At 62.3% G+C, this 11455-nt stretch carries 14 protein-coding genes; 4 read left to right on the forward strand and 10 right to left on the reverse strand.

What is annotated here, in order from left to right:
* Positions 1-169: 169 nt before the first annotated feature.
* Positions 170-784, reverse strand: coding sequence for a glutathione S-transferase N-terminal domain-containing protein (locus LJE93_07025; GenBank protein MCG6948646.1), 615 nt, complete (start codon positions 782-784; stop codon positions 170-172).
* Positions 785-1032: 248 nt separating this feature from the next.
* Between LJE93_07025 and elbB the strand changes: the two genes are divergently transcribed.
* Complete coding sequence (gene elbB / locus LJE93_07030; protein ID MCG6948647.1) at positions 1033-1692, forward strand: isoprenoid biosynthesis glyoxalase ElbB; 660 nt, start codon at positions 1033-1035, stop codon at positions 1690-1692.
* 39 nt (positions 1693-1731) lie between these two features.
* Here the strand turns inward: elbB and LJE93_07035 are convergent, their stop codons facing one another.
* Positions 1732-2547: a ferredoxin--NADP reductase gene (locus LJE93_07035; protein MCG6948648.1), complete on the reverse strand. Its 816-nt coding sequence runs from the start codon at positions 2545-2547 to the stop codon at positions 1732-1734.
* A 47-nt stretch (positions 2548-2594) separates the two neighbouring features.
* On the opposite strand from LJE93_07035, the gene LJE93_07040 reads away from it, so the two are divergent.
* Complete coding sequence (locus tag LJE93_07040) at positions 2595-3356, forward strand: sulfite exporter TauE/SafE family protein (protein ID MCG6948649.1); 762 nt, start codon at positions 2595-2597, stop codon at positions 3354-3356.
* Positions 3357-3369: 13 nt separating this feature from the next.
* Here LJE93_07040 and LJE93_07045 read toward each other — a convergent pair whose 3' ends face one another.
* The 4 genes from LJE93_07045 to mvaD all read right to left on the reverse strand — a co-directional run bounded on the left by LJE93_07045 (position 3370) and on the right by mvaD (position 6359).
* Positions 3370-3756 carry an ACT domain-containing protein gene (locus LJE93_07045; protein MCG6948650.1) on the reverse strand — a complete coding sequence of 129 codons (387 nt, stop codon included), beginning with the start codon at positions 3754-3756 and terminating at the stop codon, positions 3370-3372.
* Positions 3753-4232, reverse strand: a complete 480-nt coding sequence (locus LJE93_07050; protein ID MCG6948651.1) for a hypothetical protein — start codon at positions 4230-4232, stop codon at positions 3753-3755. The genes LJE93_07045 and LJE93_07050 overlap by 4 nt, the downstream gene beginning before the upstream one ends.
* An 85-nt stretch (positions 4233-4317) precedes the next feature.
* Positions 4318-5385, reverse strand: a complete 1068-nt coding sequence (locus tag LJE93_07055) for a hypothetical protein (GenBank protein ID MCG6948652.1) — start codon at positions 5383-5385, stop codon at positions 4318-4320.
* Positions 5385-6359, reverse strand: a complete 975-nt coding sequence (gene mvaD, locus LJE93_07060; GenBank protein ID MCG6948653.1) for a diphosphomevalonate decarboxylase — start codon at positions 6357-6359, stop codon at positions 5385-5387. Before mvaD ends, LJE93_07055 begins: the two co-directional genes overlap by 1 nt.
* A gap of 90 nt (positions 6360-6449) precedes the next feature.
* Here mvaD and LJE93_07065 point away from each other — a divergent pair, with 90 nt between their 5' ends.
* Positions 6450-6875 (forward strand): pyrimidine dimer DNA glycosylase/endonuclease V, encoded by a 426-nt coding sequence (locus tag LJE93_07065; GenBank protein ID MCG6948654.1) that lies wholly within the window; start codon positions 6450-6452, stop codon positions 6873-6875.
* Between the two features lie 130 nt (positions 6876-7005).
* Here the strand turns inward: LJE93_07065 and LJE93_07070 are convergent, their stop codons facing one another.
* Positions 7006-8565 (reverse strand): FGGY-family carbohydrate kinase, encoded by a 1560-nt coding sequence (locus LJE93_07070; GenBank protein MCG6948655.1) that lies wholly within the window; start codon positions 8563-8565, stop codon positions 7006-7008.
* Between the two features lie 298 nt (positions 8566-8863).
* Here LJE93_07070 and LJE93_07075 point away from each other — a divergent pair, with 298 nt between their 5' ends.
* The gene (locus tag LJE93_07075; protein ID MCG6948656.1) at positions 8864-9277 is read left to right on the forward strand and encodes a hypothetical protein; all 414 of its coding nucleotides are present in this window, start codon (positions 8864-8866) and stop codon (positions 9275-9277) included.
* A gap of 21 nt (positions 9278-9298) precedes the next feature.
* On the opposite strand, the gene LJE93_07080 is transcribed toward LJE93_07075, so the two are convergent.
* From LJE93_07080 to LJE93_07090, 3 genes are all read right to left on the reverse strand, one after another.
* Complete coding sequence (locus LJE93_07080) at positions 9299-9922, reverse strand: GNAT family N-acetyltransferase (protein MCG6948657.1); 624 nt, start codon at positions 9920-9922, stop codon at positions 9299-9301.
* A gap of 182 nt (positions 9923-10104) precedes the next feature.
* The gene (locus tag LJE93_07085; GenBank protein ID MCG6948658.1) at positions 10105-11280 is read right to left on the reverse strand and encodes a (Fe-S)-binding protein; all 1176 of its coding nucleotides are present in this window, start codon (positions 11278-11280) and stop codon (positions 10105-10107) included.
* A 22-nt stretch (positions 11281-11302) separates the two neighbouring features.
* On the reverse strand, positions 11303-11455 hold a 153-nt coding region (locus tag LJE93_07090; GenBank protein MCG6948659.1), incomplete at its 5' end, for a heterodisulfide reductase subunit F.

The raw sequence follows: 11455 nt of genomic DNA on the forward strand, positions 1-11455 counted from the left end.
GGTCCCCGAGTACTTTCCGAATTCAGAAGAGGATCAGACGGTCAGGTTTTCCTTCATGTTCATGGAACGCGACGGCGCGAATTGGAGTGACTGGCAGTACGCCCACGGTCCGGAGAGCCCACCGGGAATGATCATCCCAAAGAGACCAGGGTAATTCGAGCCGGTCCAGTCAGGACGTCGACAACCCGCGCTGCACGGCGGGGCGCGCGGCAATGACATCGAGCCAGCGGCGAACGTTCGGGTAGTCCTCGATGTCGAGCCCGAATCGTTGGTGGTACCGGATCCACGGGAAGCACGCGATGTCGGCGATCGAGTACTCTCCGGCGAGAAACTCGGCCTCCTCGAGCTGGCGATCCAACACGCCGAAGATCCGCTCGGCCTCGGTGACGAATCTCTCGACCGCGTGCGGCACGGGCTCCGGCGCACGGTTGAGGAAATAGCCGGTCTGACCGAGAGAGGGACCGACCGCACTCGCCTGAAACATCAGCCACGGGATGACCTGCCACCGGTCGACCGGATTCTGCGGCAGGAGCTGGCCGCTCTTCTCACCGAGGTAGAGCAGAATCGCCGCTGATTCGAAGATCCGCAGCTCCGTGCCGTCCGGTCCGTTCCGGTCGACAATCGCCGGGACCTTGCCGTTGGGGTTGATGGCGAGGTATTCGGGCTTCTTCTGCTCACCCTCACCCAGGTTGACGGGGTGGAGCTCGTACTCGAGCCCGGTTTCCTCGAGCATGATCCGTATTTCGAATCCGTTGGGCGTCCACCACGTATAGAATTCGATCATCGGCGCTCCCTTTGGCTCACAACATACCCGACCCCTGTCACGCTTCCGATTCGAATCGCCTAACCGATGAAGGCACGTCGGCCAAACGGGTTCCCCCATCCAGCCACCCACGGCAAAACGGCCCGAGATGTCACACTCCCAGGGACTTCCCATAATCTTGTTGCCGTAAAGCCGTCGAGCCGTCCGGCCGCAGAGCCTTTTTGGGAGCGCTACAATGGCGGGCGGAATCGAGTAAAGGAGGCTCTCCAATGACCAAGAAAATCGGTGTCATTCTCTCCGGATGCGGCGTCTACGACGGTGCCGAGATTCACGAGTCGGTGGTAACGCTGTTGGCGATCGACCGTGCGGGGGCGGAGGCCGTGATGTGCGCGCCAAATACCGAGCAGCTGCACGTCGTCAACCACCTCACCGGCGAGGTCGAGGAGGGTGCGAGCCGCAACGTGCTGGTCGAGTCCGCGCGCATCGCCCGCGGAGCCATCCGTGACGTCAGCGAGGTTGCCGCCGACGAGCTCGACGGCCTCATCCTGCCCGGCGGCTTCGGCGCAGCCAAGAACCTCTGCAACTTCGCCATCAACGGCCCCGACTGCGAGGTCGATCCCGGCGTGGCGGACCTGGTGCGCGCCGTCCACCAGCAGGGCAAGCCGGTCGCCGCAGTCTGCATCGCACCGGCGCTGTTGGCCAAGGTCCTGGGAGACGAGGGACCGAAGCTGACCATCGGTACCGACGCCGACACGGCGGGGGCACTGGGCCAGATGGGGGCGGCCCACATCGAGTGCCCGGTCACCGAGTTCGTGGTGGACGAAGATCGGAAGTTGATAACGTCTCCGGCCTACATGCTGGCGCAGAGTATTTCCGAGGCGGCAGAAGGCATTGAAAAAACGGTCGCCGTGCTCGTCGAAATGGCTTGACCCAGCGTTGAACGTTTGAACGTTCAACGTTTGAACGTTCTACCAATACCGCTCGACGAACACGTGCCCGGGATTCTTGCGGCTGTGCTCCATGAAGCCCTCGCCGGCGAGAACCGCCACCATGTCGTCGATCATCGCCGGGTTGCCGCACAGGAAGACCCGGGAGGATTCCGGCGTCGGACGGTCGCCCCAGGCTTCCTCGAGGTCATCCCCCAGCCACAGGTCCTGGACGTATCCCGCCGGACCCCCCCAGGGCACCGGCTCCTCGGCCGGCCGACTGATGATCGCCCTGTAGGTAAAAGACGGATTTTCCCTGTCCATCACGACGAGCTCCGATTGGTAGCCCAGGTCCCACGAGTGTCGTGCACCAAGCAAGACGGCGATTCGGCGCTCACGGCCCTCCGGAAGCATGGTCCGGAGCATGCTCATGTACGGTGCGAGTCCGGTGCCGGTCGCGACCAGGATCAAGTCAGCGTCGTCCGGTGCTTCGTCGAGGGTGAATCGGCCGGTGATTTTGGGCCCCAAAAAAAGGCGATCTCCCGGCTGCAGGGCGAAGAGTCGTGGTGTCAGTGCGCCCGAGCGCACCAACGTGATGTAGAGCTCGAGGTACTCGCGGGCCACCGACGATGAGGCGATCGAGTAGGCGCGACGAATGAATCTCCCCGGCTTGTGTTCTTCATCGTCGGGATCGGCGAGCTCGCAGCGTGCCGCCTCGGGCGGCAGGCCGAGGACGGCAAACTGGCCGGGATTGAAGTCGGGAAGCTGCCACCCGTCGGGGGCGACCCTGATCACCATCAATCCGGGTGCGACCTCGATCCGCTGCTTGATGACCGCGTTGAAATCAGGCTTCGCCATCCACCTCCCTCCTGCCTTTGGCGACAAAAAGGGTACACTCTCCCGCGATGTTCGGCATCGAAACGATCTTCGAATCGCTCCCCCAGTTCCTCGCAGTGTGCCTGGTTCTGGCCGCCGCCGAGATGGTCTACGTGCTCCTCGGCTTCGGCGCCGGTCTGATCGCAGTCGGCTCCCTGGCGCTCCTGCTCCCCCAGTTGAAGGACGCCGTGGTGCTCCTCCTGCTGGTCAATCTTCCGGCCGAGCTGTACGTTGTTCGCTCATCCTGGCAGCGGATTTCGTGGCGTGCAGTTCTGGTGATCTTCATCGGCGTCGCGATCGGCGTTCCCGTAGGCACCTGGTGGCTCGAGCGGGGTGATCCGCGGTTTTTGCTCACCCTGCTCGGCATTTTCCTGGTTGTCGTCGGATCGGTATTCATCGTCCTCCGAACGCCACAGCGAGACATGGTACCGCGCTGGGCCGCAGCGCCGACGGGCGTGGTCTCGGGCGTGCTCACGGGACTCTTCGGCACCGGGGGGCCACCTCTGATCCTCTACTATCAGCTTTCCGGAGTCGACAAGGCAGCCTTTCGCGGCAACCTGATGGCGATCTTCCTGCTGATGACTACAGTAAGGGTCCCCTCGTACGTTGGGTTTGGTCTGGTCACCGTCGAAAGGCTGTGGTCGGCGCTAGCGGTGCTGCCAGCGGTGATCGTCGGAGCGGTGATCGGCAACAGGATCCACCTGCAGATCGAGGAGACTACATTCCGGCGCCTGGTCAGCGCGGCGTTGCTGTTGATCGGTTTGCTGTTGCTTTCCCCAATCGGACAATAGAACGTTTCAACGTTTAACGTTCTAACGTTTCAACGTGCACAGAGTGATCTTCCGCGCTGAGCGTCGAGCAGGCTCGATCGAGATCCTTCGCCTTCACGAAAAAATAGTCGGTATCGTAGGTGGACACCACAAAGATCGGGATCCCGGCTTCAGCCAGCGGTGCACTCAGCGAGGCCAGGACACCCGTCATCTCGAACGCCAGGGGGCCCTCGACCCGCAGACAGCGCCAGCCATGTTCCGCTTTGCCCCCCGGAAACACATCCGCCGCGGAACACACGATTGAGAGCTCTTGTTCGGTTCGAGTCACAGACAGCAGGCTCCGCGCCTCGACCTCCGGGAGCGGCGCGTCGGAGTCGAGGCGCCACACCGAGAACTCGCCCGGCAGAACGGTCAGATTCACTCGGTGATCTCGAGCTTTGTACCCGTCTTCAGGAAGTGATTGAGTTCCTTTTCCCAAACCTCCATGAAGCTGTTGAAATGTTCGTCGGTGAACTCCTCCAAAGCCCGATCGCCGTGGTCCGAGATCGAGGTATAGGCGTAGGTGATGTCGGCTGTGCAGGCGTCGTCGCCATCCGGATGGAGCGCTATCGTGATCTGGCCGATCACGACGGCCGGGATCACCTTGACGATCTCGAGATTGAAAGTTTCACGATCGTACTCGGTCATCAGCCAGAGGGCGTCCTCTGGAATGCCCGGGGTGACGAAGACGCAGCCCGGCTCAGCGACACCCGAATCCGACAGCACGAGCTTCGGTCTCCAGTCGTTGACCCATTCGGTCTCGCGCACGGGACACAGCAAGTCGAATACCACAGGTGGCGGGGCATTCAGATGTTGGGTGTAGCTGTGACTGACCCTGTTGGGTTTCTCGACCCGCATGAACCCTCCTCGATTCCAGCGATGAGCTTCAGAGCAAGGGTACACGGTCGTGCCTCGTGAGCAAAGTCCTGGTCTCCGCCAGGCTTCATCTCGAAGATGTTACGCCCAACGGATCAACTCCGATGTCGGGGGTCCGAAATCCCTCGTTCGCTACCCGGTGAACGAAATCCACCGCCTTCGACCGATCGCTCGTAAAACCGATTCCGAAGTCCCCCCCACCCGCACCACTCGGCTTGTAGCGGACGCCACAGTCGATCGCGGCCTCGCGCAGCACTCGGTGCTCGTGCGAGAGTATCGGCATGTCGATCGCTACACCGAGCTTTTCGAGAGCCTCCCAGAAGTCATCCACGGAGTCGAGGAAGGCCTCGGGATCCCCGGTGACAAATGCCGAGGCTCCCGCTGATGACACGGAGCCAAGGTATTCGAGCACTGGATTGAGAACGCTCGGCGCCTCCTCGCGACGGACTCGGAGCCGGTTGAGAAAATCGCCCGTGCTGGCGGAGCGTCCCGTCCATACGAAGACCATGCGCAAATCTCCGGGCAGATCGACGGGAGATGCGTCCGCCACCGATCCATCGACGGCGAGCCGGTATCGGATCACCCCACCCAGGAGACTCGCCGCCACATCGATGCCGGATCCGGCGCCACCCTGAACCCGGCGGTGGAGGTCCACCAGCGCCTGGAGCTGATCGGCTTCACCAATGAGAGGCTCATCGCTTGACCAGAGACGGAGGGCTGTCGCCAGAGCCACCGTCAGCGCGGCGCTCGAGCCCAGGCCGAGCTTGGACCTCTGCGGCTCGTCCCCTTCGAAAAAGGATTTCGTATCGAGGATCATCGCGGCTGAACCCAGACCCCTCAGATCGACCAGGCGCGAGCTCGCGATCCCACTGATGAGTTTCTCCACCAGATGGAATTCGCCGCTGCCCTGTGCCGCGTCGAGCCAGCGAATTGCGCCGCCGGGAGCGATCTCGAACCGAGACGGCTGCCTCGCCAGGCCCGGGGCAGACATCTCCCATCCGTCGCCTGAAGACGGATCGAGAGAGACGACCGCCCGACGGTCCATCGCCGCGACCACCGCCGGCGCGCCGAAGAGAACGGCATATTCCCCGAAGAGGACGAGCTTCCCAGGCGTCGAAACCTCGATTTGTCGCATCAGCCGTTGATCACCCTCGCACCCTCTCCAAGCCCACTTTCGATCACCTCGCGCACACCCTCGATCGCGGCCAGCTCGTGAGTCACCTGATCGATCGCTCCTGGTTCGCACACCGCCTTGACCTGCGGACCGGCGTCAATCGTGAAGAAGACCGGCACTCCGTGCGCTCGAAGATCGCGAATCCTGCGCATGCACTCGACGGTCGTTCCGTTCCAATAGACCAATCCCGGTCGAGCTGACAGCATCACCGCGTGCATCTTGAGACAGCTCGATTCGCTGACCTCGGCCAGCCCACTGAAGTCCCGGTTCGAGACTGCATTCCTCGCTGTTGCGAGGTCGATCTTCGACGACTCCACCCAAGCGGCATAGAACGGAGAGGTCCGTTCGGAGCGCACCATGCCCTCGGTCGAGCCGGTCTCTTTCGGCCCCGGATCGGTGACCGCGACCACCACCCCGAGGGGCCACGCAGACGGATCGAGGATCTGCTCCGTCTCGGTAGGAAAGGCCCCATCCGGGGTCAGCCGCAGCTCGACAAATCCGCCGAAGAGCGACCTCGCGGCGGAACCCGAGGCTCGTCGCGCGAGATCGGTGAGCTCGGGGGTTTCAATGCCCGCGTCCAGGGCAGCATCCGCAGCCACGACCAACGCCGCAAAGCCCGATGCGGAGGAGGCGAGGCCGGCAGCGGTCGGGAAGTCGTTCCGGCTCTCGACCCGCGCATAGGTTTCGTTGTCGGCACGCTCCCGCACGAGATCGAGGCACCGCGAAACGCGCTCCGCCATACCCGGGGCTTCCCGGCCGCCGAGCACGAACTCGTCACGAGACAACGCGGCGTCGAAAAGGACCGAGGTCGTGGTCGTCAATCCGTCGAGCGTGATCGACAGCGATCCCGTCGCCGGGATGTTCCGCTCGACCTCTGCCTTGCCCCAGTACTTCACCAGGGCAATGTTCGGATGCGCGACTGCGGTTGCCTGCACGAAGTGATGATACCTTTCCACCGGATCCGAGTCCTCGCCGGTTTTCCCGTTGTCTGCTAAAAGCTGATTGCCAGCCCGAAAGGCTCGAACATGCGTTTGTGGACCATTCACCCCAAGTATTTGGATCCAAAGGGCCTCGTCGCCGTCTGGAGGGAGGGACTTCTGGCGCAGAAAGTCTTGCTCGGCGAAACGCACGGCTACCGCCACCATCCGCAGGTCGAGCGATTTCGGGCTCATCCGGATTCACCGGCGATTATTGCAGCGTACCTGTCATCGATTCACGAGGAATCACGTGTTCGCGGGTACCGCTTCGATGCATCTAAGGTCAGAGCCGAACCTAGCGACATGACCGTCGAAGAGACGGAGGGGCAGCTTTTTTTCGAGTGGCAACACCTGTTGTCGAAGCTCGCCGCACGGGCCCCCTCACTTCACCACGAGTTCAAATCTCTCAATCTGCCCGAGGCCCATCCTCTGTTCAGGATCGTTCCCGGCCCGAAACAGTCTTGGGAACGGTGAGGAGGAATGTGAGCGCGTATTCCGCCCTTTCAACAGAGAAAACCGACGGGCAGTGGAAACCGCGTCCAGTCGGGGATCAACCCCGCCCCCTACTAGGTCGGAAATTTCCCCGCCGTTCTTCGGGCACGGGTCAGGGCGGATAGCCGGTGATCGAGCGGATCTTCTGATACATCGGCTGCAGGCGTTTGTACATCTTCAAATAGACCTCGTGGTAGAGGCCATCGTAGATCGCACGGTTCTTCGGATCCGGATCGAAGGTCTCGCCGATGTGCGTCATTTCGGATACGGCGGACTGGAAGTCAGGGTGGATCCCCGTGCCCACGGCGGCGTCGATCGCGGCACCGAGGCCGGAAGCATCTGAAACGTGCGGTCGAGATACTGGCATGCCGAAGACGTCGGCGGTGATCTGCATGGCGGCATCCGATTGCGAGCCGCCACCGGCGACGCGAATCTCCGTCAACGGCACACCGCTGCGTTTCTGGCCGCGTTCACCGCCCTCGCGAAGGGCGTAAGCCAGGCCTTCGATGATGGCTCGGTAGAGGTGGGCGCGGGTATGGACATCGCCGAAACCGATCACCGCTCCCTTTGCCTCGGGCCCTGGTATCTTGACCCCGGGTGACCAGTAGGGCTGAAGCACCAGGCCCATCGATCCGGGCGGCACTGCCTCGACGAGCTCATCGAAGAGATCCTCGGGCTCGATCCCACGTTTCTCTGCGATCCTCATCTCTCGCAGACCGAACTCCTGCTTGAACCACGAAACCATCCAGAAGCCGCGGTATATCTGCACCTCGAGGTTGAAGGCGTGCGGCACTGCCGCCGGGAACGGCGGCAGCATCGGCACCGGTTCGACGTACTTGCGGTGGGTGGTGTTGATGGTCGCGCTGGTTCCGTAGCTCAGGCAGGCTACGTCGGGCTCGAGGCAGCCCGCACCGAGTGCCTCGCAGGCCTTGTCGGCGGCACCGGCGATGAGGGGTGTGCCTTGCGGGATTCCAGTCTCCTCGGCCGCCTCGCGCGTGATTTCTCCCATCTGCTCGCCCGGGGGCACGAGTTCAGGCAACAGCTCTTTCTGTACCGGCACAGCCCGCCACTTCCAGTCGCGCGGGCCGGCCCACCGCAATTTCTTGTAGTCAAACGGCACGTAGCCGACCTGGCAGCCAACGGAATCTACGTACCGTCCGCAAAGACGGTGGGCGAGGAAGCCGGACATGAAGAGGTATTTGTGCGTCCGGTCCCAGATCTCACGCTGATGACGACGCAACCAATTGACCTCGGCTTCGGCCTGGAAGTGAGCAACGGTCTCGCGCATCCGCACCGCACGAAAGGCCACCCCCCACGCGCCGCCGATCGGCGGCAGTCCCTCGGTTCTCCGCTGGTCGAGCCAGACGATGGCCGGCCGCAGCGGTTCGCCGTCAGCATCAACGTTGACCATTGTTGCGCGCAAGGCCGTCAGCGCGACGCCCGCTACGGCGTCTCCTCCTACCGGACTCTCGTCCCACAGCCCCTGACAGGCTTCGCACATCCAGCGCCACATCGAGGAAGGATCCTGCTCGGCCCACCCAGGTCGATCTGAGAAGTAGGGCTCGACCTCGACACGTCGTCTCGCGACCAGATTGCCGCGCGGGTCGAAGAGCAGTGCACGGACGCTCTGAGTGCCATAGTCGATGGCGAGGAGGTGGTCCTTGGTAGTCACGTGAGCATTATCCACTGTTTCGTCCCGATTCTCGGTCCCGGATACTCGATACTGGAGACTTGATGCTGGGGATGCTGGATGCTGGATGCGCCATATCGAAGACGGTGTTCGATCATTCGTCAAGATGGGGGTCGGTGGATCGAGGATCTAGTATCGAGCATCCAGTATCGGGGGCGGTGGGCGGCAGCGTAACGTTCTGACGTTCAAACGTTTGAACCATCGACAGCTCGGCAAAAAGGAGTATCATTACCGGATAGGCGATTGCGCCGAACACCGAGATCGCCTCACGGAGGGTCCAATGGGCCGGTCGTATTTCTGCCCCCATTGCCGCCGGATGCTCAACCCCGGCACCAAAGTCATCTTCCTGGTCGAGAACGGGCAGGATCGCGAGCTCGTGCTGCTGAGCGCCAAGCTCGGCGACTACTCGGTCGTCCATTCGCGCTCGATGGTCTTCGAGAACGGCAAGGTTTACACCTTCCGCTGCCCGATGTGCCGTTCGGATCTCACCTCCAGCCTCGACGAGAATCTGGTCGACATCCTGACCGAGGGCGAAGAGTCATCGCCGGTCCGCGTCAGTTTTTCGAGGGTCTTCGGTGAGCAAGCGACCTTTTTGAGGTCACCCGAGGGGATCAACCAATACGGCGACCACGCTGAACGCTACGAGAGCGTCAACTTCTTCGGCGAAAAGGCCGATCCTGAGAACGGCGACTGAGCCGCGACCGCGCCAATATTCCTATCTGTGCCGGCGCCAGTCAAGGGTCTCGAACTCCGACTCCATCTCTCGCCACAGGTCCTCAAGCGGACAGCGCATGATGATCAGGTCCTGCCAGTTGCCGTCCTGATCGCGAACGTGCTCGGGGACCAAGAACTCCTCGCTGAATCCGAGACGCCTCAGAATGCGGTGCGCGCCCGTCTGCGGACGCATGAGTCGCGCGATGATCCGGTCGACTCGGCTGCGGGACGCGAGATGAAAGAGCTCTCGTGCGAGCAGAGTCCCCAGTCCGTACCGCTGCCAATTCCGGGCAACGATGAGCCGGATCTCGGCGACATTGTCACCCCAGCCGTGCCCCTCCAGCTCGAGTGCTCCGTCGGCCACGATCTCATCGTCGTGCACCACGACCAGGCGCTCGGCTCGGCTCCGGTCGATCTCGGTGGTGCGCCGTTCCACCATTCTGCGGCGGGTGACGTCAACTCGAAGGTACTTTCGATCTTCCTCAGGAAGTGAGCAGAAGAACTCGTACGAGCGTTCGACATCGCTCGGGTGCAGGTGCCGCACCGTTACCTGTCGTCCATCCTTGAGCGTCAGGTTCTTTTCGATTTCAGCCACCGGTTGCGGTGTCGCAGTAGTCGCCGCCATTGTCCCCTCCCTCTCTCGCCACGGCCACGCCGGAGCGAGCCAGGAGACACCGCAGCCGTGAGCTTCGTTGATTGTCCTAGTGAACAAGATGCGGCTTCGACCCGAAATTTGCCAGGAATCGAGACTCAGGATAGGAATCGAAGGCTCGTTCTCTCGATCGACACATCCAGAATGCACCCAGACTACAGAGCCTCGGCCACCAGCTCTGCGATGTCTCGGACTTCGAGGTCGAGATCCATAGTCTTGACCGAGTCCTCGAACATCTGCAGGCAATAGGGGCAGGCCACCGCCAGGATTTCAGCCCCGGTCGCTGCCGCCTGTTGGACACGGATGTCGGAGAGGCGCTCGCCTTTCGGCCGCTCCATCCAGATACCACCGCTGCCACCGCCGCAGCACAGGCTGTACTCCCGCGAGTAGTTGGGTATCTCGACCAACACGAGTCCGGGGATGCTCTTGAGAACGTCCCGAGGTTCGTCGTAGACACCGCATCCGCGGCCGAGGGCACACGGATCGTGATACACGACTTTCTTGTCAAGTGCGGTATTTGGCACCAGCCGCTGTTGCTCGATGAGCTTGGCGAAGAGCTGGGTCAGGTGCAGGCTTTCGAATTCCGCCTCGAGCTCGCCGTACTCCTGATCGAAGGTGCGATGGCAGTGAGGCGAGGACGCCACCACCTTCGTCACGCCGGCCTCGCTGAAGCTTGCGACGTTAGCGCCGGCCACCTCCTGGAAAACCTCCTCGGCACCCGCGCGGCGAATCGCCTCTCCGCAGCAAGCTTCGCCCTGACCGAGTATCCCGAATGATACGTTCGCCGCTTGCAGGACCTTGACCGAGGCTTTCGCCACCTTGACTGCACGCGGGTCGTAGGACGGCACACAGCACGGCGAGTAGAGGTAGTCCATGCCCTCCTCGAAGGCCGGCACGTCGAGTCCCTCGGCCCACGCCCCGCGCTGTTCCCTCGGTTCGCCGAACGGATTGCCCGAGCTGTGGATCCTCGAAACCGACTCTGACAGCTCGGACGGGTAGGAACCGAACTCGACGAGGATGCGGCGAATCCCGCGCATGATGTCGGGCATGCGCACACCATGCGGACACCAGGTACTGCACGACTCGCAGGCCACACATCGATACACCTCCGTGACCTCGCGCTCGATCTCCTCGGTATCTTCCGACGACATGATGGCGCCAAACTTGACCGATTGTGGTGTCCGGTAGACCGGAAAGGTGACCGCCTCGACCTGGGTCCACGGACAGACCGCCATGCACTTGCCGCACTGGTAGCACTTGTAGGCGTCCGTGCCGCCCATGTCGAGGATGGCGTCTCTGATGTCCCAATCGGGCCTGATTCTGGCACTCATGACCATGACACTCCGATCATCATCAGTAATCCTTCGGCAGCTCGTTCAACTCGGCCCAGGTCACCACCGGGCCATCCCGGCAGACCGAGAATGGCCCGACGTAGCACCGACCGCAGTGGCCGATGCCGCATTTCATCTTGTTTTCGAGAGTTGTCACGACCTGATCGGGCGAGTA

Source organism: Acidobacteriota bacterium, assembly GCA_022340665.1.
In the GTDB taxonomy this organism is placed as follows: Bacteria; Acidobacteriota; Thermoanaerobaculia; order Thermoanaerobaculales; family Sulfomarinibacteraceae; genus Sulfomarinibacter.

Excerpts from the sequence above, each read along its gene's own strand:
- LJE93_07050 (MCG6948651.1), bottom strand. The coding sequence starts at position 4,232 with ATGCGGGTCGAGAAACCCAACAGGGTCAGTCACAGCTACACCCAACAT.
- LJE93_07055 (MCG6948652.1), bottom strand. The coding sequence starts at position 5,385 with ATGCGACAAATCGAGGTTTCGACGCCTGGGAAGCTCGTCCTCTTCGGG.
- LJE93_07035 (MCG6948648.1), bottom strand. The coding sequence starts at position 2,547 with ATGGCGAAGCCTGATTTCAACGCGGTCATCAAGCAGCGGATCGAGGTC.
- LJE93_07085 (MCG6948658.1), bottom strand. The coding sequence starts at position 11,280 with ATGAGTGCCAGAATCAGGCCCGATTGGGACATCAGAGACGCCATCCTC.
- LJE93_07040 (MCG6948649.1), top strand. The coding sequence starts at position 2,595 with ATGTTCGGCATCGAAACGATCTTCGAATCGCTCCCCCAGTTCCTCGCA.
- LJE93_07075 (MCG6948656.1), top strand. The coding sequence starts at position 8,864 with ATGGGCCGGTCGTATTTCTGCCCCCATTGCCGCCGGATGCTCAACCCC.
- LJE93_07080 (MCG6948657.1), bottom strand. The coding sequence starts at position 9,922 with ATGGCGGCGACTACTGCGACACCGCAACCGGTGGCTGAAATCGAAAAG.
- LJE93_07065 (MCG6948654.1), top strand. The coding sequence starts at position 6,450 with ATGCGTTTGTGGACCATTCACCCCAAGTATTTGGATCCAAAGGGCCTC.
- elbB (MCG6948647.1), top strand. The coding sequence starts at position 1,033 with ATGACCAAGAAAATCGGTGTCATTCTCTCCGGATGCGGCGTCTACGAC.
- LJE93_07025 (MCG6948646.1), bottom strand. The coding sequence starts at position 784 with ATGATCGAATTCTATACGTGGTGGACGCCCAACGGATTCGAAATACGG.